Annotated in this window: 20 protein-coding genes; 15 read left to right on the top strand and 5 right to left on the bottom strand. The window is 51.3% G+C overall.

What is annotated here, in order from left to right; translation table 11 throughout:
* Window positions 1-70 precede the first annotated feature (70 nt).
* The 3 genes from DBY90_RS08500 to DBY90_RS08490 all read right to left on the bottom strand — a co-directional run bounded on the left by DBY90_RS08500 (window position 71) and on the right by DBY90_RS08490 (window position 3,880).
* The gene (locus DBY90_RS08500; RefSeq protein ID WP_070492697.1) at window positions 71-1,210 is read right to left on the bottom strand and encodes a THUMP domain-containing class I SAM-dependent RNA methyltransferase; all 1,140 of its coding nucleotides are present in this window, start codon (window positions 1,208-1,210) and stop codon (window positions 71-73) included.
* Window positions 1,211-1,397: 187 nt separating this feature from the next.
* Window positions 1,398-2,786, bottom strand: a complete 1,389-nt coding sequence (gene fumC, locus DBY90_RS08495; protein WP_070492698.1) for a class II fumarate hydratase — start codon at window positions 2,784-2,786, stop codon at window positions 1,398-1,400.
* Between the two features lie 212 nt (window positions 2,787-2,998).
* Window positions 2,999-3,880, bottom strand: coding sequence for a YicC/YloC family endoribonuclease (locus DBY90_RS08490; RefSeq protein WP_049226195.1), 882 nt, complete (start codon window positions 3,878-3,880; stop codon window positions 2,999-3,001).
* Window positions 3,881-4,041: 161 nt separating this feature from the next.
* Here DBY90_RS08490 and rph point away from each other — a divergent pair, with 161 nt between their 5' ends.
* Window positions 4,042-4,782 carry a ribonuclease PH gene (gene rph / locus DBY90_RS08485; protein WP_107986998.1) on the top strand — a complete coding sequence of 247 codons (741 nt, stop codon included), beginning with the start codon at window positions 4,042-4,044 and terminating at the stop codon, window positions 4,780-4,782.
* Between the two features lie 76 nt (window positions 4,783-4,858).
* On the opposite strand, the gene DBY90_RS08480 is transcribed toward rph, so the two are convergent.
* The gene (locus DBY90_RS08480) at window positions 4,859-5,287 is read right to left on the bottom strand and encodes a TOBE domain-containing protein (protein WP_107986996.1); all 429 of its coding nucleotides are present in this window, start codon (window positions 5,285-5,287) and stop codon (window positions 4,859-4,861) included.
* A gap of 389 nt (window positions 5,288-5,676) precedes the next feature.
* Between DBY90_RS08480 and DBY90_RS08475 the strand changes: the two genes are divergently transcribed.
* From DBY90_RS08475 to DBY90_RS08455, 5 genes are all read left to right on the top strand, one after another.
* Window positions 5,677-6,894 carry an aspartate kinase gene (locus DBY90_RS08475; RefSeq protein WP_107825712.1) on the top strand — a complete coding sequence of 406 codons (1,218 nt, stop codon included), beginning with the start codon at window positions 5,677-5,679 and terminating at the stop codon, window positions 6,892-6,894.
* A gap of 427 nt (window positions 6,895-7,321) precedes the next feature.
* Window positions 7,322-8,632, top strand: a complete 1,311-nt coding sequence (locus tag DBY90_RS08470) for a paraquat-inducible protein A (protein ID WP_070492699.1) — start codon at window positions 7,322-7,324, stop codon at window positions 8,630-8,632.
* Window positions 8,629-10,290, top strand: coding sequence for an intermembrane transport protein PqiB (gene pqiB / locus DBY90_RS08465; RefSeq protein WP_070492700.1), 1,662 nt, complete (start codon window positions 8,629-8,631; stop codon window positions 10,288-10,290). Before DBY90_RS08470 ends, pqiB begins: the two co-directional genes overlap by 4 nt.
* A complete protein-coding gene (locus DBY90_RS08460; RefSeq protein ID WP_070492701.1) occupies window positions 10,290-10,808 on the top strand; it encodes a PqiC family protein in 519 nt (172 codons plus the stop codon). The genes pqiB and DBY90_RS08460 overlap by 1 nt, the downstream gene beginning before the upstream one ends.
* A 66-nt stretch (window positions 10,809-10,874) precedes the next feature.
* The gene (locus DBY90_RS08455) at window positions 10,875-11,516 is read left to right on the top strand and encodes a glutathione S-transferase family protein (protein ID WP_070492702.1); all 642 of its coding nucleotides are present in this window, start codon (window positions 10,875-10,877) and stop codon (window positions 11,514-11,516) included.
* 90 nt (window positions 11,517-11,606) lie between these two features.
* Here DBY90_RS08455 and DBY90_RS08450 read toward each other — a convergent pair whose 3' ends face one another.
* The gene (locus DBY90_RS08450) at window positions 11,607-12,647 is read right to left on the bottom strand and encodes a sensor histidine kinase (RefSeq protein WP_060974944.1); all 1,041 of its coding nucleotides are present in this window, start codon (window positions 12,645-12,647) and stop codon (window positions 11,607-11,609) included.
* A gap of 78 nt (window positions 12,648-12,725) precedes the next feature.
* On the opposite strand from DBY90_RS08450, the gene argH reads away from it, so the two are divergent.
* From argH to DBY90_RS08400, 9 genes are all read left to right on the top strand, one after another.
* On the top strand, window positions 12,726-14,105 hold the full coding sequence (argH, locus tag DBY90_RS08445) for an argininosuccinate lyase (RefSeq protein WP_070492703.1): 1,380 nt from the start codon (window positions 12,726-12,728) through the stop codon (window positions 14,103-14,105).
* Between the two features lie 225 nt (window positions 14,106-14,330).
* Window positions 14,331-14,990 (top strand): (d)CMP kinase, encoded by a 660-nt coding sequence (gene cmk, locus DBY90_RS08440; protein ID WP_107986994.1) that lies wholly within the window; start codon window positions 14,331-14,333, stop codon window positions 14,988-14,990.
* 155 nt (window positions 14,991-15,145) lie between these two features.
* Entirely contained in the window at window positions 15,146-16,831 is a 1,686-nt protein-coding gene (gene rpsA, locus DBY90_RS08430) for a 30S ribosomal protein S1 (protein ID WP_003744633.1), read from the top strand.
* 10 nt (window positions 16,832-16,841) lie between these two features.
* Entirely contained in the window at window positions 16,842-17,156 is a 315-nt protein-coding gene (locus DBY90_RS08425) for an integration host factor subunit beta (protein WP_003744632.1), read from the top strand.
* A 306-nt stretch (window positions 17,157-17,462) separates the two neighbouring features.
* Complete coding sequence (gene zapE, locus DBY90_RS08420) at window positions 17,463-18,599, top strand: cell division protein ZapE (RefSeq protein ID WP_107986992.1); 1,137 nt, start codon at window positions 17,463-17,465, stop codon at window positions 18,597-18,599.
* 118 nt (window positions 18,600-18,717) lie between these two features.
* Window positions 18,718-19,143 carry a nucleoside-diphosphate kinase gene (ndk, locus tag DBY90_RS08415; protein WP_003744626.1) on the top strand — a complete coding sequence of 142 codons (426 nt, stop codon included), beginning with the start codon at window positions 18,718-18,720 and terminating at the stop codon, window positions 19,141-19,143.
* A 267-nt stretch (window positions 19,144-19,410) separates the two neighbouring features.
* Window positions 19,411-20,505, top strand: coding sequence for a dual-specificity RNA methyltransferase RlmN (rlmN, locus tag DBY90_RS08410; RefSeq protein ID WP_070492706.1), 1,095 nt, complete (start codon window positions 19,411-19,413; stop codon window positions 20,503-20,505).
* Between the two features lie 2 nt (window positions 20,506-20,507).
* Window positions 20,508-21,263, top strand: a complete 756-nt coding sequence (pilW, locus tag DBY90_RS08405) for a type IV pilus biogenesis/stability protein PilW (protein ID WP_070492707.1) — start codon at window positions 20,508-20,510, stop codon at window positions 21,261-21,263.
* Between the two features lie 4 nt (window positions 21,264-21,267).
* On the top strand, window positions 21,268-22,140 hold the full coding sequence (locus tag DBY90_RS08400) for a helix-turn-helix domain-containing protein (RefSeq protein ID WP_070492708.1): 873 nt from the start codon (window positions 21,268-21,270) through the stop codon (window positions 22,138-22,140).

Below are 22,140 nucleotides of genomic sequence, written 5' to 3'. Positions count from 1 at the left end.
TTTTGTCAAAAGGTCGTCTGAAACGTTTGGTGAAACCCGCCAAATCTGTTTCAGACGACTTTTATTATATTTATCGGTTCGACCCTTTGACCATATCCATCAAAAACAGGCGGCAGTCTAAGTTGCCGTTGTAAAGCGGGATTTTGCGTTTGGGCGAAAGGCGCATGAATTTCGGCATATCGCGGTCGCCGGTAAACATTCCCGCCAGCCAGCCCGCGTAATGCTGCTTCAGCCACGCGCCCAACTGCGGATAAAGGGCTTGCAGGGCTTGGACTTCGGCAAGGCGGACGCCGTACGGCGGATTGGAAATCAAAATACCGCCTTCTCCGTTCGGACGGCTGTCCTGCGCGTCTTTGACTTCAAAACGGATGAACGTGTCCACTTCGGCAGCTTGGGCGTTGGCAACGGCGGCACGAATCATATAGCGGTCGTTGTCGCTGCCTGAAATCGGGGCAGGCGCGGGGCGGATTTGTGTTTCGGTTTCGTGTTTCAGCTTTTTCCAAAGGGCGGCATCGAAGTTTTTCAGCTTTTCAAACCCGAAACGGCGCATCAAACCGGGCGCACGGCGGGTAGCAATCCACGCGGCTTCGATAGCAATAGTGCCGCTGCCGCAAAACGGGTCTTGAAAAGGCTGCGTACCGTCATAGCCCGCCAGCAGCAGCAAGCCCGCCGCCAAGTTTTCGCGCATCGGCGCTTCGCCTGTGTCTTGGCGGTAGCCGCGTTTGAACAAGGCTTCGCCGGATGTGTCGATGAAAATTTGAATGTCGCGCTCGTCAATAAAGGCATGGATGCGGATGTCGGGGCGGATTTTGCCGACGCTGGGACGCGCGCTGCAAGCGTCACGGAACACGTCGCATACGGCGTCTTTGATTTTCAGCCCGACGAAATCCAAACTTTTGACTTGGGCGCGTTTGCCTTCTACTTTGACTTTGAAGGTTTGTTCCAAGTCGAACCAATCCGTCCAGCGGATATTTTTCGCCGCTTTATAAATGTCTTGCTCGTTGCGGTAGCCGCTTTTGGTCAGGCGCAGCAACACACGGCTGGCGGTGCGCGAATGCAGGTTGATGCGGTACACCTGCTCCATACCGCCTTTGCACGCGACGCCGCCGTCAACGGCGCGGATGTCTTGGCATTTGAGTTGTTCGAGTTCTTGGGATAAAGGGGCTTCGAGACCGCGCGGGCAGGTAACGAAGAGGGAATAAGTGGTCATGCGAACCTTTCGGGGGTAGGGCGGTTGAACTGAGATTGCGGTGATTATAATGCTTTTCGCAACGGGATTTATCGAAAGGTCGTCTGAAAATTGCAGAAAGCGAGCGATATGGCTGTTGAGATAAAGAAGGTCGTCTGAAAACCAATCCCGGTTTTCAGACGACCTTTGCCGTATTTCAAACCATCAATCAGCGCGGATGAACCATATCGGCGGGGACGACCAATTCGTCAAACTCTTCGCCTGTCAGCAAGCCCAACTCAACGGCGGTTTCGCGCAGCGATTTGTCGTTTTTGTAGGCGGTTTTGGCGACTTTGGCGGCGTTTTCGTAGCCGATTTTGCGGTTCAGCGCAGTAACGAGCATCAGGGAATGGTGCAGGAAATAGTCGATTTTTTCCGGCACGGGTTCGATGCCGGCGGCGCAGTTTTCGTTGAAGCTGTTGCACGCATCGCCCAACAGGCGGATGGATTGCAAGAGGTTGTAGGCGATAACGGGCATATAGACGTTCAGCTCGAAATTACCCGACGCGCCCGCCATGCCGATGGTGACGTCGTTGCCGAACACTTGGCAGCACACCATGGTCATCGCTTCGCATTGGGTCGGGTTGACTTTGCCCGGCATGATGGACGAACCCGGCTCGTTTTCGGGGATTTTGATTTCGCCCAAACCGCAACGCGGGCCGCTTGCCAGCCAGCGGATGTCGTTGGCGATTTTGTTCAGGCTCGCCGCCAGCGTTTTCAGTGCGCCCGAAGCGGCAACGGCGGCATCGCGTCCGCCCAAGGCTTCAAATTTATTCGGCGCGCTGACAAACGGCAGGCCGGACAGTTCGGCGAGTTTGGCGGCGGCTTTTTCGGCGTATTCGGGATGGCTGTTCAAGCCCGTGCCGACCGCCGTGCCACCCAAAGCGAGTTCGTACAAACCTTTGAGCGCGTCGTTCAGACGGCCTAAGCCGTGGTCGAGCTGGGAAACGTAGCCGGAAAATTCTTGTCCCAAAGTCAGCGGCGTTGCGTCCTGCAAGTGGGTGCGGCCGATTTTGACGATGGGGGCGAATTCTTTGGCTTTTTTGTCCAACGTGTCGCGCAGGGCTTTGACGGCGGGAATGAGGTGGCGGTTGATTTCAATCGCGGCGGCGACGTGGATGGCGGTCGGGAACGCGTCGTTGGTTGATTGCGCGTGGTTCACATGGTCGTTGGGATGGACGGGCTGGTACGCCGCCAACCCCGTACCGGCGATTTCGTTGGCGCGGTTCGCCAGCACTTCGTTCATGTTCATATTGGACTGCGTGCCGGAGCCGGTCTGCCAAACCACTAAAGGAAATTGCCCGTCGAGCTTGCCGTTCAACACGTCGTCCACCGCCTGCGTAATCAAATCCGCCTGTTCGGGCTTAATCCTGCCGAGGGAAACATTAGTGGCGGCTGCGGCTTTTTTCACCAGCGCCAAAGCATAAATTAGCGGCTGCGGCAGGGTTTCGCCGCCGATTTTGAAATTGTTGCGGCTGCGCTGGGTCTGCGCGCCCCAATAGGCTTCGGACGGGACTTCGACATTGCCCATAGTGTCGTGTTCGGTACGGGTGCTCATGTGTTTCTCCTGAATTAAATGATAATGCAAATAATTTGCAAGCGTATTATAGCGGGCAGGAGGTCGTCTGAAAAGCAGGGGAGGGAGGTTTGGTAAATAGGGTGGGGCAGTATGATGAACAACAGGGCAGGGCACGGATTGCGGTATCAAAAAAGGTCGTCTGAAAAGCAGAAAATGGCTTTTCAGACGACCTTTGTTTTATTTTTGAAGGCTTATTCGATGTTTTGAACCTGCTCGCGCATTTGCTCGATCAAAACTTTCAGTTCGACCGAAGCCTGCGTGCATTCCGCCGCGATCGCTTTGCTGCCCAACGTGTTCGCTTCGCGGTTCAATTCCTGCATCAGGAAGTCCAAGCGTTTGCCCGCGCTGCCTTTGTTTTCCGTAACGATGCGGCGGACTTCGGCGATGTGCGTGCGCAGGCGGCTGAATTCTTCGTCAACATCGGATTTTTGGATAAACAGCGCAAATTCCTGTTGCAAACGGTCATTGTCGATATTGCCGACTGCTTCCGCCAAACGCGCGTTCACCTTGTCCATATGCGCCTGAAGCAGGCTGGGGAACAGTTCGCTCAAGGCATCCACGATTTCTTCCATGCTGGACAAACGTTGCAACAGATGTTCGCCGAGTTTTTTGCCTTCGCGTTTGCGGGCGGCGGCAAACTCTTTCAACGCTTCGTCCAACAGCTCTTGCACGGTTTTCGCCAAAGCTTCGGGGTCTTCGCTTTGACCTGCCAATACACCCGGAAAGCGCAACACTTCAGCGACTGTCAGCTTGCCGAAACCGTGTTCCTTGCGCCAAGTTTTGTTCAAATCGGACAACTGTTTCACCAATTCTTCATTGGTTTCCAAACTCTGCCCGCCGACTGCCGCGTCCTGCAACTGAATACGGCATTCCAGTTTGCCGCGTGCGGCCGAAGCCGCAATTTTCTCGCGCAACGCGCCTTCCAGATAACGCAATTCTTCAGGCATACGGAATTGGACATCCAGATAACGGTGGTTCACCGCGCGGATTTCCAAGTTCACGCGCTTGCCGCCGCATTCGCCTGCGGCATTGGCAAAGCCGGTCATACTGTGGATATGGATGGATTGAGTCATGGTTTTACTCCGTTTCAAAATACGAGTGAAAGTGGAGGGACTATAACACAATATAGAATAAGGTCGTCTGAAAACGATTTCAGACGACCTTAAGCAGCCATCCCGCCGAATCCCGTATAATACCGACCACAAATTTTCACCGCTTCCCCAAAGGACAAATCATGAGCAGTTACACCCGCACTTCACGCGCTGCCGACAGCCTGCGCGACATCAAAATCACCCCGCACTTCCTGCCGCACGCCGACGGTTCGTGCCTGATCGAATGCGGCAACACCAAAGTTATCTGCACCGCTTCCATCGACGAAAATGTTCCGCCGTTCCTTCGCGGCAAGGGGCAGGGCTGGGTTACTGCCGAATACGGGATGCTGCCCGCGTCCACCGCCTCGCGTATGCGCCGTGAAGCCACGGCAGGCAAGCAGTCGGGTCGCACTCAGGAAATCCAGCGTCTGATCGGGCGTTCGCTGCGCGCCGTCGTAGATATGGAAAAACTGGGCGAACGCCAAATCCTAATTGACTGCGACGTGATTCAGGCTGATGGCGGAACGCGCACCGCGTCTATTACCGGCGCATTCGTCGCACTGCAAATTGCGGTCAACAAGCTGCTTTCAGACGACCTCATCAGCGAAAATCCCATCCGCGAAGCCGTTGCCGCCGTCTCTGCAGGCGTCGTGAACGGTGTACCGCTTTTGGATTTGGATTACCCCGAAGACTCCGGCTGCGACAGCGACGTCAACATCGTTATGACCGTTTCGGGCAAAATCATCGAAATCCAAGGCACGGCGGAAGGCGCGCCGTTCAGCCTCGATGAATTGGGCAAACTGATTGCGCTGGCGCAAAAAGGCATTGCCGAGTTAACCGCGCATCAGCAAAACGCATTAAAACTATCTCGCTCTGTCGGATAACGGTATCCTGAAAATGATAAAAAAGCCGTCTGAAACCTGAAGTTTCAGACGGCTTTTTTGAATCGGACAGTTCGGATTATGCCAATACGCCCAAAATAACCGCGCCTGCCTTGAAAACAGCCGTTGCTTTTTGGCCGGGTACCAGATTCAGCAAATCGCTGCTTTTCACGGTAATGCCTGCGCTCAAAGCCAAGCCATCGCCCAAGTCCAAATCAACGATGCTGTTGACCGAGCCGCGTTCGATATGGCTGATGATGCCTGACAACTGGTTGCGTGCGGAAAGTTTGATATTGTCGAGATTGTTGGCAATCAAGATGCTGCCCGTCTTAATCAGCACCACAACAGCCTTGCCTTTTTCCAAGCCGAGGTTGCTGACGCTCTCGCAAGTAACGGCTGCTACGATTTCCTGTCCGGTCGGCAGGGATACGGTTACTTCGCTGTTGACCGCGCCGTTGCGGATGTCTTTAACGATGCCGTTGAATTGGTTGCGTGCGCTGATTTGCATAATGAAATTCCTTTCCTATGTCTATTATTTGAATCTGAATAAATGGCACTATACCGCTTCTAGACGCATTAATTCAATATCCCTTCAAATTAAATAGTTCTTAACAATTAGGCTTTTGTGCTAATTGAATGGGAAAATATAACGTGATTTAACTATTGGTTCTGCAGCAAAAGGTCGTCTGAAACCATATTTTCAGACGACCTCCGCTATCCGACGGCCTATTTGCCGCCAAAATCCAATTTATCTTTGAAATTCATGTAAACGACAGTAAAATACACAAAGATTTGCCCGCCTTTTGCCGCAGCGTGAAAACTCGCTCAAGCAGACGGGAAGATTTCGACTTTGCAGCACCGCGCTGCCCTACCAATCTCAAACAGAAAGCACGAAACATGGCGTTAATCGTACACAAATACGGCGGCACATCAGTAGGCTCACCCGAACGCATTAAAAACGTAGCCAAACGTGTCGCCAAAGCCCGCGCCGAAGGACACGACATCGTTGTCGTCGTATCCGCCATGAGCGGCGAAACCAACCGCCTGGTTGCGCTGGCGCACGAAATGCAGGAGCATCCCGATCCGCGCGAGCTGGACGTAGTCTTGTCCACCGGCGAGCAAGTGACCATCGGCCTTTTGGCAATGGCATTGAAAGACATCTGCGTGGATGCCAAAAGCTACACCGGCTGGCAGGTCGCCCTCAAAACCGATACTTCCCACACCAAAGCCCGCATCGAAAGCATCGATGACGAAAAAATGCGCGCCGACCTCGCCGAGGGCAAAGTCGTCATCGTCGCCGGCTTCCAAGGCATCAGCAGCGAAGGCGATATTTCCACGCTCGGACGCGGCGGTTCCGACACCTCCGCCGTTGCGCTCGCCGCGGCCCTCAAAGCGGACGAATGCCAAATCTATACCGACGTAGACGGCGTTTACACCACCGACCCCCGCGTCGTGCCTGAAGCGCGCCGCATGGATACGGTTACATTTGAAGAAATGATCGAACTGGCAAGCCTCGGTTCGAAAGTTTTGCAAATCCGTTCAGTAGAATTCGCCGGAAAATACAAAGTGCGCCTGCGCGTACTGAGCAGCCTGCAAGACGGCGGCAACGGCACCTTAATTACCTTTGAAGAGGACGACAACATGGAAAGAGCTGCCGTAACCGGTATCGCATTCGATAAAAACCAAGCCCGCATCAACGTGCGCGGCGTACCCGACAAACCCGGCGTCGCCTATCAGATTTTAGGCGCGGTTGCCGATGCCAACATCGAAGTCGATATGATCATCCAAAATGTCGGCAGCGAAGGCACTACCGATTTCTCCTTCACCGTACCGCGCGGCGAGTACAAACAAACCATCGAAATCCTGACCAAACTGCAAGACAGCATCGGCGCAGCCGCCATCGACGGCGACGACACCGTGTGCAAAGTCTCCGCAGTCGGCTTGGGCATGCGTTCGCACGTCGGCGTTGCCGCCAAAATCTTCCGCACCCTCGCCGAAGAAGGCATCAACATCCAAATGATTTCTACCTCAGAAATCAAAGTTTCCGTCTTGATTGACGAGAAATACATGGAACTCGCCACCCGCGTCCTGCACAAAGCGTTTGATTTGGGTTAATTGGGTTATATGTTTGAAAGGTCGTCTGAAAACTTATTTTCAGACGACCTTTTATTTTATTGTGGAAAAGTAGCCCAGTTTTTTGAATCAGGCATTTTTGAGTGAAAAGATTACAGGAGAGGGTGGTGGTATAGCGGATTAAAATTGCAATGATACAGCGTTGCCAACGCCCTTATATACTACCCGTAAACGGCACCCGTTGCTGCTTTGTCTCATTTTTATTTTAATCCGCTATAACAATGTAGATATTTACTGTTTTGATTTACTCCGGCTTGTCAGATATAGGCAGTAACAGCAATGTTTTCAGACGACCTTTTGATGCCTTGATATTTTGATGTCTTGATATTTAGTGAGGTTAGGCTATCTTTCTGTTTTCCCTTATAATGCCGAGTCTTTCTATACACTTTTCCGTCCTCCCCCTTTTCCCATGAAACCGATTCCTAGCTATACGCGCTGGTGGCGTTATAAATCCTACCTGCCCGATGCATCGCTGCCGGCGCATACGGTGGATTGCCCGGACTGCGGCAACCGCATGGATATTCCGCGCCTGCGGCAGGGGCAGGAAGCGCATTGTCCGGTGTGCAATCATGAAGTGGTCGAGGTGGAAAACAATCCTTATGTTGCGCCGCTGGCTTACGCGACGACTTCGCTGATTTTGATGGCGTTTGCGTACAGCATGGTTTATATCCGCGTGGAACTCTTCGGCGTAACATCCGTCCTGTCGCTGCCGGAAATGATGCGGCTTTTGATTTATCAGGATTACGGCTTTCTGGCGGAAGTGATGTTCGTCCTCACTTTCGGCGCGCCGGTATTGTTTTTGCTGCTCTGCCTGTACGTTTATACCGCACTGGTGCGCGAGCAGGCGTATCCTGCGCTGCGGTTTGCGACGCGGGTTTTGGTCAGGCTGCGCCATGCGATTATGGTGGATGTGTTTTTTATTTCCACTTTGGTGGCGTATATCAAGCTCTCGTCTGTGGCGGAGGTTGAATTCGGCTCGGCGTTTTATTTGATGTTTGCGCTGTCGGTCATGCTGATTCGGACTTCGGTCTCGATTCCGCAGCATTGGGTTTATTATAAAATCCACAGGCTGACGGGCGGGGATGCGGTACAAGCGGCATCTGAAGACAAAATTTGTTGCAGCCGCTGCCTGTATTTCCGCGATAAAGACGAGCAGCCTTGCGAGGTTTGCGGTGCGGATTTGTACCGCCGCCGCCCGAAAAGCCTGAGCATTTCGCTGGCGTTTTTGATTGCGGCGTTTATCCTGTATTTCCCCGCAAATATTCTGCCGATTATGATTTCGTCGAACCCTACCGCGCTGGAAGTCAATACGATTTTCAACGGCATTGTGTATATGTGGAACGACGGCGACAGGCTGATTGCGGTGATTATTTTCAGCGCGAGTATTTTGGTGCCGGTATTGAAGATTATCGCGATGGCGGTTTTGATTGCGTCTGCTTATTTCAAACCGCCGATGAGCGCGCCGAAAATGTCGGTGCTTTACCGGATTACCGAATCCATCGGCCGCTGGTCGATGATCGATATTTTTGTGATTATTATTTTGATGAGTTCGTTCCACACCAACATGGCGCGCGTCGTCCCCGGCGGGGCGGCGGTTTATTTCTGCCTGGTGGTGGTATTGACCATGCTGTCTGCCTATTATTTCGACCCCCGCCTGATTTGGGACAGGCAGCAGCAGCTTTCAGACGACCCCGATTCCGACGATAACCAGAAACAATGAAAAAACACGATTCTTCTCAAACACATCGCGCACCCGCGCGTGTTAAAAAAACCAATGTCTTCACGTCTATCGTGTGGCTGATTCCGCTGATTGCGCTGATTGCAGGCGGCTGGCTGCTGGTGAAAGACATCCGCAACCGAGGTCCGGTGGTAACGCTTTTGATGGACAGCGCGGAAGGCATTGAAGTCAACAACACGGTGATTAAAGTATTGAACGTCGATGTCGGACACGTTACCCGCATCAAGCTGCGCGACGACCAAAAAGGCGTGGAAGTCACCGCCCAGCTTAACGCCGATGCGAAAGACCTCATCCGCAGCGATACGCAGTTTTGGGTGGTGAAACCACGCATCGACCAAAGCGGCGTAACCGGTTTGAGCACGCTCCTGTCCGGCTCGTATATCGCGTTTACGCCCGGCAAAAGCAATGAAACGAAGGACGTATTTGAAGTGCAGGACATCCCGCCGATTGCCGCCATCGGACAAAGCGGCCTGCGCCTGAAGCTGGTCGGTCAAAACGACAAAATCCTCAACGTCAGCAGCCCCGTGCTTTATGAAAACTTTATGGTCGGACAGGTAGAAAGCGCGCATTTCGAGCCTGCCGACCAAACCGTGCATTACACCATCTTCATCCAAAGCCCGAACGACAAACTGATTAATTCGGAAAGCCGCTTTTGGCTGGAGAGCGGCATCAATATCGAAACCACAGGCAGTGGCGTGAAACTTAATTCCGCTCCTTTGCCCGCGTTGCTGTCCGGCGCAATTTCGTTTGATTCGCCGAAAACCAAAAACAGCAAAAATGTGAAAAGTGAAGACAGTTTCACGCTTTACGACAGCCGCAGCGAAGTGGCAAATCTGCCCGACGACCGTTCGTTGTATTACACCGCTTTTTTCAAACAGTCCGTGCGCGGCTTGACCGCCGGTTCGCCCGTCGAATATAAAGGACTGAATGTGGGCGTGGTTTCCGACGTTCCCTATTTCGACCGCAACGACAGCCTGCATCTGTTTGAAAACGGCTGGATTCCCGTGCGTATCCGCATCGAGCCGTCGCGCATGGAAATCAATGCCGACGAACAAAGCAAAGAACATTGGAAACAACAATTCCAAGCCGCTTTGGGCAAAGGTCTGACCGCCACCATTTCCAGCAACAATTTGATTACCGGCAGCAAAATGGTCGAACTGACCGACCAACCCTCGTCTTCGCCCAAGCTGCGACCGCACACCGTTTACGCAGGCGATACCGTCATTGCCACACAAGGCGGCGGTTTGGATGATTTGCAGGCAAAAGTGGCGGATTTGTTAGAGAAATTCAACAATCTGGCGTTGGATAAAACCGTTGCCGGGTTGAACGGCTCGCTTGCCGAACTCAAATCCACCCTCAAATCTGCCAATGCCGCCCTAAGCTCCATTGACAAACTGGTTGGCAAACCACAAACGCAAAACATTCCGAACGAGCTGAACCAAACCTTGAAAGAATTGCGCCAGACCCTGCAAGGCGTATCGCCGCAATCACCCATCTACGGCGACGTGCAAAATACCCTGCAAAGCCTGGACAAAACCCTCAGAGACGTACAGCCCGTCATTAATACTTTAAAAGAAAAACCCAATGCGCTGATTTTCAACAGCAGCAGCAAAGACCCCATCCCGAAAGGAAGCCGATAATGCGCCTCTTCCCGATTGCCGCCGCCCTGACGCTTGCCGCCTGCGGCACCGCGCAAAGCCCGCAATATTTCGTCCTGCCCGACAGCCAATACATCCGGCCGGCGGCGCAAGGCAGTGAAATCGCGGTCAAAGTCAACCTTGCCGAACCGCTCGCCAACGGCGGCCTCGTTTACCAAACCGATGCGTATCATGTGAATCTGGCGAAGAACCACCTTTGGGCGGCGCCTCTTGACGGCGCGTTGGCGGCAAACCTCAGCAACAAACTCAACCGCCTCAACCCGCGCCATACTTTCGTTCCCGCCTCGCGCAGCCAAAGCAGCCAAACCCTGAAAATCTATATCGAAGCCTTCCAAGGCAGCTATCAGGGGCAGACTACCGTCAGCGGCTACGCCCTGTGGCCGGACGGGCGCAACAAACCGTTTGACGTTACCACCCCGCAACAAGGCGACGGTTATACCGCCATGCTGGAATCTTTGGAAAACGGTTTGAACGAAGCAGCAAAAAGCATCGCCTATTGATGAGGTCGTCTGAAAACCCGCCGTATGGGTTTCGCCAAAACCATTCATCGTGCAAAAGGAAGAAACATGCAAAACATCACGCTCTACACCCATCCCTTTTCACGCGGCAGATACGTCGTATGGATGCTCAAAGAATGCGGTGCGGAATACACCGTCGTACCCGTCCAGTTCGGCGCGCAAATGAAATCCGCCGAATATCTCGCCATCAATCCACAAGGGCAAGTCCCCGCACTGAAATTCGGTGATGCCGTACTGACAGAATCGACCGCCATCATTACCTTTTTGGCAGAACAATTCCCCGACAAACACCTCATCCCCGCCGCAGGTACGTTGGAGCGCGGCGAATACTACCGCTGGATGTGCATATTGATGCACCTCGAATACGCAGCCTTCAACAAACTGCACAACCTGCCCGTCGATACGCCCGAATGCCGCCGCCAAATCGGTTACGGCGATTTCGATACCGCATGGAACACCTTGCGCGAACACTTGAAAAACCGCGACTACATCGTCGGCAACAGCTTTACCGCGATGGATTTGTACTGCTCCGCGCTGATTCTGCACTTAACGCAAAATTGGAAAGTGTTGCCCGCCGATGAATCCGACGTATTGCAACGCTACGCCGCCAAACATCTCGCCCGCCCCGCTTTCGCCGAAACCACAGCATGGATGCTGGAAACCGCCGCCCAAATGCCGCCTGCAGAGTAAATCAAGGCTATTAAAACAAAAAGGTCGTCTGAAAACCCTTTTCAATCGGGTTTTCAGACGACCTTTGTTGTCATATTCGATGATGTTTTCTCAACCGAACAGCCTGTTCACATCAGAGGCTTTTTTGCGGTAAGGCAGGCGGATGTCGACGCGGAAGATGCCGTCGAGTTGGCGGCTTTGGATTTTGGCATCGTTGTCGTACATCAGCGTCAGGCGTTCTTTGAGGTTGTGCAATGCCATTGAGTTGCCTTTGTGCGGTTTGGCGTTTTCGCTGCTTTCGGGCGGGGTGTACGGGTTTTCAATGCGGATGTAGATGGATGATTTGTTGAGCTTGGTAAACACGGTAATCATACCGGGACGGTGGGTCGATTCGACGCCGTGGAAGACCGCGTTTTCCAAAAGGGGTTGGAGCAGGAGGTGCGGTGTTTCCGCGTCATCGGGCGCCTGGTGCTGCCACATTACCTGCACGCGCATATGGCCCATGCGGATTTGTTCGATGGCGATGTATTCCTGCGCCCATTCGATTTCCTGTCCTAAAGTGCTGCTTTGGCTGCCGTCGCGCAGTTGGGCGCGGAAGAGGTTGGCGAGGTTCTCCAGCAGGGTTTCCGCATCATACGGACGCAGGCGGATGAGGCTGATGGCGGCGTTGAGGCTGTTGAACAGGAAATGCGGGCGGATGCGGGCGGTCAGCGCGCTAAGGCGGGCTTCGGAAATCGAAGGCGCAAGGCCGTTCCGGCGCGAAGCTTCGTAATACATCAGCCCGAGCAGGAAAAGGTTGAACAGGAAAAAATGTTGCGAGAGCGATCTGCCATTCGTTTTTAAAACGACAAAATCAACAATCACAAATATCGACAGGTTCAAAAGATAGGTAATGATGACGCCGTAGGGTGCTTCTTTGATGGAAGGTACGAATATATTGACAAAATAGGCTTTGATCAAAATACCCAAAAGTACGGGGAAAATCCATTTGGAGTGATGGTAAATTTCTGCGGAATAGGAGAGTGAGGAATCGCTGATTAAGGGCAGAAAAAACAGACTGCCCAAGACAATAATCAAAAGGCGCACGACCGTCGCGGAATTGCGCAGGTCCGGGGCGGCGAATGTATTGTTGATTTGACGTATAATAGACATAAAATATTTCCAACCGTTTTCTTTTAATGCGTTTATACGAGCCTTAGCGGCTCTGTTATTTTATCTGAGGATGAAACCATGAGTAAGGACAAAACCTGGTCTGGCCGTTTCAACGAGCCTGTTTCCGAACTGGTAAAAAAATACACCGGTTCGATCGATTTCGATAAACGGCTTGCCGAGTGGGACATTCAGGGTTCGCTGGCGCACGCGCAAATGCTTGTTCAATCAGGCGTTTTGAGTGAAGAAGATTTGGCGGCGATCCGTCACGGAATGGCGGAGATTATAGCAGAAATCAAGGACGGTACTATTTCTTGGTCTCTGGATTTGGAAGATGTCCACATGAACATCGAACGCCGCCTGACCGACAAAATCGGCGACGCGGGCAAACGCCTGCACACCGGACGCAGCCGCAACGACCAAGTTGCCACCGATATCCGCCTGTGGCTGCGCGACCAGATTACCGTTATTCAAGACCTGATTCGAGGCCTGCAAACGGCTTTGGTCGATTTGGCGGAACAAAACGCCGAAACCGTCATGCCCGGTTTTACCCATCTGCAAGTCGCCCAGCCCGTCAGCTTCGGACACCACATGCTCGCCTATGTCGAAATGCTCGGACGCGATTTCGAGCGCATGACCGACTGTCGCAAACGCGTCAACCGTATGCCGCTTGGTGCTGCCGCCCTTGCCGGTACGACTTATCCGATTCAGCGCGAAATCACCGCCGAATTGTTGGGTTTCGAACAAATCTGCCAAAACTCGCTCGATGCCGTATCCGACCGCGATTTTGCCGTCGAGTTCACCGCCGCCGCCTCGCTGATTATGGTTCACCTGAGCCGCCTGTCTGAAGAATTGATTTTGTGGATGAGTCCGCGTTTCGGCTTTATCGACATCGCCGACCGTTTCTGTACGGGTTCGTCCATCATGCCGCAGAAGAAAAATCCCGACGTTCCCGAACTCGTGCGCGGCAAATCCGGCAGAGTCATCGGACACCTTATCGGATTGATTACCTTGATGAAATCTCAGCCCTTGGCGTACAACAAAGACAATCAGGAAGACAAAGAACCGCTGTTTGACACCGCCGACACGCTCATCGACACCCTGCGGATTTACGCCGACATGATGCGCGGCGTGACCGTCAAACCCGACAATATGCGCGCCGCCGTGATGCAGGGCTTTGCCACCGCCACCGATTTGGCGGATTACTTGGTGAAAAAAGGCATGCCTTTCCGCGACAGCCACGAAGTCGTTGCCCAAGCCGTACGCCATGCCGACCAAGCGGGCGTTGATTTGAGCGAACTGCCGCTTGCAATCCTGCAAGGTTTCAGCAACCTGATTTCAGACGACGTGTACGGCGTACTGACACCCGAAGGCAGCCTAAACGCGCGCAACCACTTGGGCGGAACCGCACCGGAGCAAGTCCGCTTTCAAGTGAAACGCTGGCGGGAATTGTTGGCTTAAAAAGGAATAGATAGAAAGGTCGTCTGAAAACCAAAAATAGGGCTTTCAGACGACCTTTTCTGGTGAAGTAACTGACGAATAGTCAAATTTGCTTTTTAACATTACCCCTGTAAAATTCCAGGTCGTCCTGGAACTTTAACCATTACCTGTATATTCGCAAAAGTTAAGATATTTCCGGTGTATCTGTTTTCAGACGACCTTCTACATTATTCAGAAAGTTAAAATATGAATACCAAACAAAAAGTCATCGCTATCGACGGACCCAGTGCGTCAGGGAAAGGGACAGTCGCTTCCCGCGTCGCTCAGGCTTTGGGATTTGATTATCTGGACTCCGGCGCGTTATACCGCCTGACCGCGCTGTATGCGAAGAAACGGGATGTGGAATGGAGCGATGAAGAGGCGGTTGCCGCATTGGCGGAAAATCTGCCCGCCCGTTTTGAAGGCTCGCAAGTATTTTTGGATAATGAAGACGTTTCAGGACAAATCCGCAGCGAAGCAATCGGTATGGGCGCTTCTGCGGTGGCACAGTTGCCGAAAGTGCGTACTGCGCTTTTGCAGCGGCAGCGTGATTTTCTGACGGAAAAAGGTTTGGTCGCCGATGGGCGCGATATGGGTTCGGTTGTTTTCCCTGATGCGGCGTTAAAGATTTTCCTGACCGCAGGTGCGAAAATACGGGCGGAACGCCGCGCCAAACAAATCGGCATTCCGTGCGAAGGCTTGGAATTTGAACGGATTTTGTCGGACATCGAAGCACGCGATGAAGCGGACCGCCGCCGCAGTGTCGCCCCCTTAAAGCAGCTTCCCGACGCGGAGCTTTTGGATACAAGCGGGCTGAGTATCGAAGAAGCTGTAAAAAAAGTGCTTGATTGGTATCATAAAGTTTAAAAATTAGGGTATAATCCCTGCGTTTTGTTTCAGACGACCTTTGGAGCATCTAAAGGTCGTCTGAAATATTTATTTTCAAAGCCTGCCGTGCCAAGGGCGGCAGGCATTCTCCAACCTACCCTGCACCCCTTGGCGGTGTACCGAAAAGAGTATATATGACTATGGAAAATTTTGCCCAGCTGCTTGAAGAAAGCTTTACCCTGCAAGAGATGAACCCAGGTGAAGTGATTACTGCCGAAGTAGTCGGCATTGATCAAAACTTCGTCACTGTAAACGCAGGTCTGAAATCAGAATCTCTGATTGACGTTGCTGAATTCAAAAACGCTCAGGGCGAGATTGAAGTTAAAGTTGGCGATTTCGTTACCGTTACCATCGAGTCCGTTGAAAACGGCTTCGGCGAAACCAAACTGTCCCGCGAAAAAGCCAAACGTGCTGCCGACTGGATCGCTTTGGAAGAAGCGATGGAAAACGGCGACATCCTGTCCGGCGTTATCAATGGCAAAGTCAAAGGCGGCCTGACCGTTATGATCAACAGCATCCGCGCATTCCTGCCGGGTTCTTTGGTTGACGTACGTCCCGTTAAAGACACTTCCCACTTTGAAGGCAAAGAAATCGAATTCAAAGTCATCAAACTGGACAAAAAACGCAACAACGTCGTGGTTTCCCGCCGCGCCGTTCTGGAAGCTACTTTGGGTGAAGAGCGCAAAGCCCTGCTGGAAAACCTGCAAGAAGGCTCTATCATCAAAGGTATCGTTAAAAACATCACCGACTACGGTGCGTTCGTTGACTTGGGCGGTATCGACGGTCTGTTGCACATCACCGACCTGGCATGGCGCCGTGTGAAACACCCGAGCGAAGTTTTGGAAGTCGGTCAAGAAGTTGAAGCCAAAGTCCTGAAATTCGATCAAGACAAACAACGCGTTTCTTTGGGCATGAAACAACTGGGCGAAGATCCTTGGAGCGGTCTGACCCGTCGTTACCCACAAGGTACCCGCCTGTTCGGTAAAGTATCCAACCTGACTGATTACGGTGCGTTCGTTGAAATCGAACAAGGTATCGAAGGCTTGGTACACGTTTCCGAAATGGACTGGACCAACAAAAACGTACACCCAAGCAAAGTTGTTCAACTGGGTGACGAAGTCGAAGTCATGATTCTGGAAATCGACGAAGACCGCCGCCGTATCTCTTTGGGTATGAAACAATGCCAAGCCAATCCTTGGGAAGAATTTGCCGCCAACCACAACAAAGGCGACAAAATCTCCGGCGCAGTTAAATCCATCACTGACTTCGGCGTATTCGTAGGTCTGCCCGGCGGTATCGACGGTCTGGTTCACCTGTCTGACCTGTCTTGGACTGAAGCCGGCGAAGAAGCTGTACGCAAATACAAAAAAGGCGAAGAAGTTGAAGCCGTTGTATTGGCAATCGACGTTGACAAAGAGCGCATCTCTTTGGGTATCAAACAACTGGAAGGCGATCCTTTCGGTAACTTCATCAGCGTAAACGACAAAGGTTCTTTGGTTAAAGGTTCTGTGAAATCTGTTGATGCCAAAGGTGCCGTTGTTGCCCTGTCTGACGAAGTAGAAGGCTACCTGCCTGCTTCCGAATTCGCAGCCGACCGCGTTGAAGACCTGACCACCAAACTGAAAGAAGGTGACGAGGTTGAAGCCGTTATCGTAACCGTCGACCGCAAAAACCGCAGCATCCGCCTGTCTGTTAAAGCTAAAGACGCTAAAGAAAACCGCGAAGCCCTGAATTCAGTCAACGCTGCTGCAACCGCCAGCGCAGGTACTACCAGCCTCGGCGACTTGCTGAAAGCGAAACTGTCCGGCGACCAAGAATAAGGTTGCAGACATGACGAAGTCTGAATTAATGGTTCGTTTGGCAGAAGTTTTTGCCGAGAAAAACGGTAACCAATTGCTGGCAAAAGACGTTGAATACAGCGTAAAGGTTTTGGTTGATACCATGACCCGCTCGCTGGCTCGCGGTCAGCGTATTGAAATCCGTGGCTTCGGCAGCTTCGATTTGAACCATCGCCCGGCCCGTATCGGTCGCAACCCCAAAACCGGCGAACGTGTGGAAGTGCCTGAAAAACACGTCCCTCACTTCAAGCCCGGCAAGGAATTGCGCGAACGAGTGGACTTGGCTTTACAAGAAAATGCCAACTAAACCTGAATAAACGAACGCCGCAGAAATGCGGCGTTTTTTTTTCGTCTGAAAATATGGTTCTCTATTGTTTTCGGAATTTGTGTGGAATTTGTAATGGAAAATTCATAGGGTCGTCTGAAATCATCTATAATACGTTTCTTTTAATGATTGCCCGTTGATATAGTGGATTAAATTTAAATCAGGACAAGGCGACGAAGCCGCAGACAGTACAAATAGTACGGCAAGGCGAGGCAACGCCGTACTGGTTTAAATTTAATCTACTATAAAACGTAATTGTCAAACCCAAAAACATAATAAAGGTCAGATATGAGTGATAGAGGTCAACTGTTTGTCGCCCCTCCGTTTGAGAACCACAGCCCGCTGACTTGGTATCAGGCTGCAGCCGAACAACCAAATTTTATCCGCGATGAAGCACAAGCGCGGGCAATTGAATATTTGGATCGTTTGTGGACGGAACTGATGATGTTCAAACGCAAACGCAATCGCTTTCTAGGACGCAGCCTGCGCTCTCCTCAAGTGCCGAAAGGTTTGTATTTTTATGGCGGCGTGGGTCGCGGCAAAAGTTTTTTGATGGACGCTTTTTTCGGCTGCTTACCATACCGCCGCAAACGCCGTGTCCACTTTCATGCTTTTATGGCGGAAATCCATAAGCGTTTGAAAGACTTGAAAAGCGAAGCTAATCCTTTAAAGGCAGTAGCTGCCGAGATCGCCAAAGAAACCCGTGTATTGTGTTTTGACGAATTCCACGTCAGCGATATTGCAGATGCGATGATTCTGGGTCGCCTGCTGGAAAACTTGTTGAGCGAAGGCGTAGTTTTGGTGGCAACTTCCAACTATGCTCCGTCTGAACTTTATCCCCAAGGTCAAAACAGAAGCAGTTTTCTGCCGACCATTGCGCTGATTGAATCCAGCCTGACCGTCTTAAATGTTGATGGCGGAGAAGACTACCGTTTGCGCACTTTACGTCCTGCCGAGATTTTCTTCGTTCCCAACAATGAAGAAAATGAGCAAAAATTGGCTGCGTTATTTAAAGAAATGGCGGGAATTGCCGAATTGAATCCCGGCGTCAGCGTGATACACGGGCGAGAAATTCCGCACAAAGCCCAATCCGATCGCGCCATTTGGTTCGATTTCCGCGCTTTATGCTTTGGACCGCGTTCGCAAGCCGATTACCTCTATCTGGCCGAACATTATGAAATGGTGTTCGTATCAGGATTGGAGCGCCTGACTCCGCAGGAAAAAGCCGAAGCGCGCCGCCTTACTTGGCTGATTGATGTACTGTACGATTTCCGAGTGAAACTCTGTGCAACCAGCGCGGTAGGCGTAAACGATATTTATGTCGAGGGCGATTTTGCCGAAGAATTTACCCGCACTGCCAGCCGTATGGTGGAAATGCAATCGGAAGTCTATTTGGAACAGCCGCATCTGACGTTGAAAAAATAAGATTTAGGCAAAGAAAAAAGAGTAGCTTTTCCCAAAGCAAACTGAAATTTGATAAAATAGCAGTTCATTTTCCTCAACCTCAGACTATTGCACAACGCAATAAAAACAAGGACATAATATGGCTATTGAGCGCACGATCTCCATCGTTAAACCCGATGCTGTAGGTAAAAATGTAATCGGCAAAATTTACAGCCGTTTTGAAGACAACGGACTGCGTATTGTCGCTGCCAAAATGAAGCACCTCAGCGTGCGCGAAGCCCAAGAGTTTTATGCTGTGCACAAAGAGCGTCCTTTTTACGACAGCTTGGTTGCCTTTATGACCAGCGGTCCTGTGATGATTCAGGTATTGGAAGGTGAAAATGCTGTTGCAAAAAACCGTGAGCTGATGGGCGCGACTAACCCTGCCGAAGCTGCTCCCGGTACGATACGTGCGGATTTTGCAGAATCCCTGAGCGTAAACGCTGTACATGGCTCTGATAGTCTGGAAAACGCAGCAATCGAGATTGCCTACTTCTTCAGCCAAAGCGAAATCTGCCCGCGTTAACGATAAATGCCGTTCGAGCGTCCGACCGGGTCGGGCGTTTGGACGGTTTTGTCGATATTGTTTGTCTCAATCTGTTTTCAGACGACCTTTCTAAAATGGGGGGGCGTCTGAAAATATGATAGAAGAAGGCTGAGAATAAAAGCTGTTTGCTAAAAAAGGATTGGGGAAATTTTCCAGACTGTTGCGAAGCTCCCTTCTCCATCAGATTCACAAGACTTATAACCAACGGCAGCCTTTATTCAAAAGCTTTACCAAGAAATAAACCACATGAAAACCAATCTGCTGAATTACGATTTAAACGGTCTGACCCATCATTTTGCCGAGATGGGCGAAAAACCGTTCCGTGCCAAACAAGTCATGCGCTGGATTCACCAAGCCGGTGCGCAAAGTTTCGATGAAATGACCGATTTGGCAAAATCCCTGCGCCTGAAACTCAACGAACAGGCAAGCGTGGATGTGCCCAAACTGATGATGGCGCAAGAATCCTCCGATGGTACGCGCAAATGGCTGCTGGATGTAGGAACGGGCAACGGCGTGGAAACGGTGTTTATTCCCGAAGCAGAACGCGGTACGTTGTGTATTTCCTCGCAAGTCGGCTGCGCATTGGAATGCACCTTCTGTTCTACCGGCCGCCAAGGTTTCAATCGTAATCTGACTGCTGCCGAAATCATCGGGCAATTGTGGTGGGCAAACAAAGCGATGGGCGTTACGCCGAAAAACGAACGTGTGATTTCCAATGTGGTGATGATGGGCATGGGCGAGCCGATGGCGAACTTTGATAACGTCGTTACTGCATTGAGCATCATGCTGGACGATCATGGCTACGGCCTAAGCCGCCGCCGTGTTACCGTTTCCACATCAGGTATGGTGCCACAAATGGACAGGTTGCGCGATGCGATGCCTGTCGCGCTGGCAGTATCCCTTCATGCTTCCAATGACGAAGTACGCGATCAAATCGTTCCGCTGAATAAAAAATATCCGTTGAAAGAATTGATGGCGGCATGTCAACGCTATTTGGTCAAAGCACCAAGAGATTTCATTACTTTTGAATACGTTATGCTAGACGGAGTCAATGACAAGGCGCAGCATGCGCGTGAACTGATTGAGCTGGTAAAAGACGTACCGTGCAAATTCAATCTGATTCCGTTCAATCCCTTCCCAAATTCCGGCTACGAACGCTCTACCAATGAAAATATCCGCGTTTTCCGCGATATTTTGCAGCAGGCGGGATTCGTGGTAACCGTCCGCAAAACACGTGGCGACGATATTGACGCAGCTTGCGGTCAATTGGCAGGACAAGTACAAGATAAAACACGCCGCCAACAAAAATGGCAGCAAATTTTGGTTGAACAACAGAGCTGATTATGAAACTGAACATTTGGCAACCCATTATTTTAACTTTGGTTTTGGGCGCATGCGCCGGCCCGAAAGGTCCAAGCAGAGCGGAACGTGCGACACAGGTCGCCAATATTAAAACCCAGTTGGCTATCGAATACATGCGCGGGGGCGATTACCGTCAAGCAACGGTAAGCATTGAAGAGGCATTGAAAGCGGACAGCAGCAATGAAGATGCATGGCTGGTTCGCGCGCAAATCTATCAATATCTCAAAGTGCGCGACAAAGCACAGGAAAGCTTCCAAAAGTCCCTATCCTTGAAACCTGACAATGCGGAAATTAATAATAACTACGGCTGGTTCTTGTGCAGCGAGATGAACAATCCCGCCCAGTCCATCAGTTATTTTGACAAAGCCCTAGCCGATCCGACTTATCCTTCCCCGTTTATCGCCAACCTCAACAAGGGCATTTGCAGCGCAAAGATGGGGCAATATTCGTTGGCGGAGGCTTATCTCGAACGCTCTTTGGCCGCACAACCTCAGTTCCCGCCTGCGTTTAAAGAATTGGCAAGAACCAAAATGCTGGCAGGCAATTTAAACGAAGCGGATTATTATTTCCGCCAATATCAAAGCAAAGTCGATGTCTTACAGGCAGATGATTTGCTGCTGGGTTGGAAATTGGCGACCGCTTTGGGCAATAGCCAGGCAGCCTACGAATACGAAGCCCAGTTAAGGGCAAACTTCCCCTATTCGGAACAATTACAGGCAGTAACCACAGGTAAGTAACTACATGGAAAATCAAAAGAAAAACGAATACGACATTCAAGCTGCCAAATCATTGGGTGATGAGCTGGGACAACTCAGACAAAAATCAGGTTGGGATATTGACGAAGTAGCGCGACGGTTGAAACTGTCTGCCGAACAAATTGAAGCACTCGAAAAAGGAGACTATTCGTTCTTTTCAGGATTGGTCTTCGTTATGGGCTATCTGCGTTCTTATGCACGCCTGTTGAAAATCGATGAAGCAAGCATTACAGGTCGTCTGAAAGCCATTTCTGCGCCGGAAGAAGAACATGTCTATCTGGTGGATCGCAAACAAAATACCAGCTTGAACTACCAAGATGGTGAAAAAGTCGGTTTTCCAAAATGGGTTTTGGGTGTAGCAGCGCTCATCCTGCTTGGTGGCGGTATTTATGTTTGGCAAAGCAAGTCCAATCATGAAAACGAGCAACAAGTCGCACAAAACAGCGATGCAGTACGCAACAGTATGCAGACGCCGGACTTGAAAAAAGAAAACGTTGCCGTTTCCAATATGGCGGAAAACGGCAAACAAGAAGTCTCCAATGTTGAAAAAGCAGCTTTCAGCGTTGCAGCGTCAGAATCAGCAGCATTCGAACCTGAAGTCAAAGTCGATTCAGACGAGCTTTGGATTAAAGTCCAATACCGAAGCAATCTGATTATTACCGATAAGAAAGGTACCATGATTTTCAGCCGAATCATTCCCGCAGGCAGCGAAAAACGCTTTAAAGGCGGAGCGCCTTACAACGTCTGGATCGGCATCGCCGCAGGTGCTCAAGCCAATTATGGCGGGACAACCATCAATCTGGCAGAATACCGCGCCGCCGGTGAAAAATCCGCTTCATTTGTAGCAGGAAAAAAATAA

It is taken from the genome of Neisseria mucosa (assembly GCF_003044445.1).
In the GTDB taxonomy this organism is placed as follows: domain Bacteria; phylum Pseudomonadota; class Gammaproteobacteria; order Burkholderiales; family Neisseriaceae; genus Neisseria; species Neisseria mucosa_A.
This window is presented reverse-complemented; position numbering and strand designations above follow the sequence as displayed.

Coding starts and splice junctions, on each gene's coding strand:
- pqiB (WP_070492700.1), top strand. CDS start 8,629: ATGAAAAAACACGATTCTTCTCAAACACATCGCGCACCCGCGCGTGTT.
- rpsA (WP_003744633.1), top strand. CDS start 15,146: ATGACTATGGAAAATTTTGCCCAGCTGCTTGAAGAAAGCTTTACCCTG.
- DBY90_RS08480 (WP_107986996.1), bottom strand. CDS start 5,287: ATGCAAATCAGCGCACGCAACCAATTCAACGGCATCGTTAAAGACATC.
- ndk (WP_003744626.1), top strand. CDS start 18,718: ATGGCTATTGAGCGCACGATCTCCATCGTTAAACCCGATGCTGTAGGT.
- pilW (WP_070492707.1), top strand. CDS start 20,508: ATGAAACTGAACATTTGGCAACCCATTATTTTAACTTTGGTTTTGGGC.
- rlmN (WP_070492706.1), top strand. CDS start 19,411: ATGAAAACCAATCTGCTGAATTACGATTTAAACGGTCTGACCCATCAT.
- DBY90_RS08455 (WP_070492702.1), top strand. CDS start 10,875: ATGCAAAACATCACGCTCTACACCCATCCCTTTTCACGCGGCAGATAC.
- DBY90_RS08500 (WP_070492697.1), bottom strand. CDS start 1,210: ATGACCACTTATTCCCTCTTCGTTACCTGCCCGCGCGGTCTCGAAGCC.
- DBY90_RS08450 (WP_060974944.1), bottom strand. CDS start 12,647: ATGTCTATTATACGTCAAATCAACAATACATTCGCCGCCCCGGACCTG.
- DBY90_RS08475 (WP_107825712.1), top strand. CDS start 5,677: ATGGCGTTAATCGTACACAAATACGGCGGCACATCAGTAGGCTCACCC.
- DBY90_RS08425 (WP_003744632.1), top strand. CDS start 16,842: ATGACGAAGTCTGAATTAATGGTTCGTTTGGCAGAAGTTTTTGCCGAG.
- zapE (WP_107986992.1), top strand. CDS start 17,463: ATGAGTGATAGAGGTCAACTGTTTGTCGCCCCTCCGTTTGAGAACCAC.
- rph (WP_107986998.1), top strand. CDS start 4,042: ATGAGCAGTTACACCCGCACTTCACGCGCTGCCGACAGCCTGCGCGAC.
- cmk (WP_107986994.1), top strand. CDS start 14,331: ATGAATACCAAACAAAAAGTCATCGCTATCGACGGACCCAGTGCGTCA.
- DBY90_RS08460 (WP_070492701.1), top strand. CDS start 10,290: ATGCGCCTCTTCCCGATTGCCGCCGCCCTGACGCTTGCCGCCTGCGGC.
- DBY90_RS08400 (WP_070492708.1), top strand. CDS start 21,268: ATGGAAAATCAAAAGAAAAACGAATACGACATTCAAGCTGCCAAATCA.
- DBY90_RS08490 (WP_049226195.1), bottom strand. CDS start 3,880: ATGACTCAATCCATCCATATCCACAGTATGACCGGCTTTGCCAATGCC.
- DBY90_RS08470 (WP_070492699.1), top strand. CDS start 7,322: ATGAAACCGATTCCTAGCTATACGCGCTGGTGGCGTTATAAATCCTAC.
- argH (WP_070492703.1), top strand. CDS start 12,726: ATGAGTAAGGACAAAACCTGGTCTGGCCGTTTCAACGAGCCTGTTTCC.
- fumC (WP_070492698.1), bottom strand. CDS start 2,786: ATGAGCACCCGTACCGAACACGACACTATGGGCAATGTCGAAGTCCCG.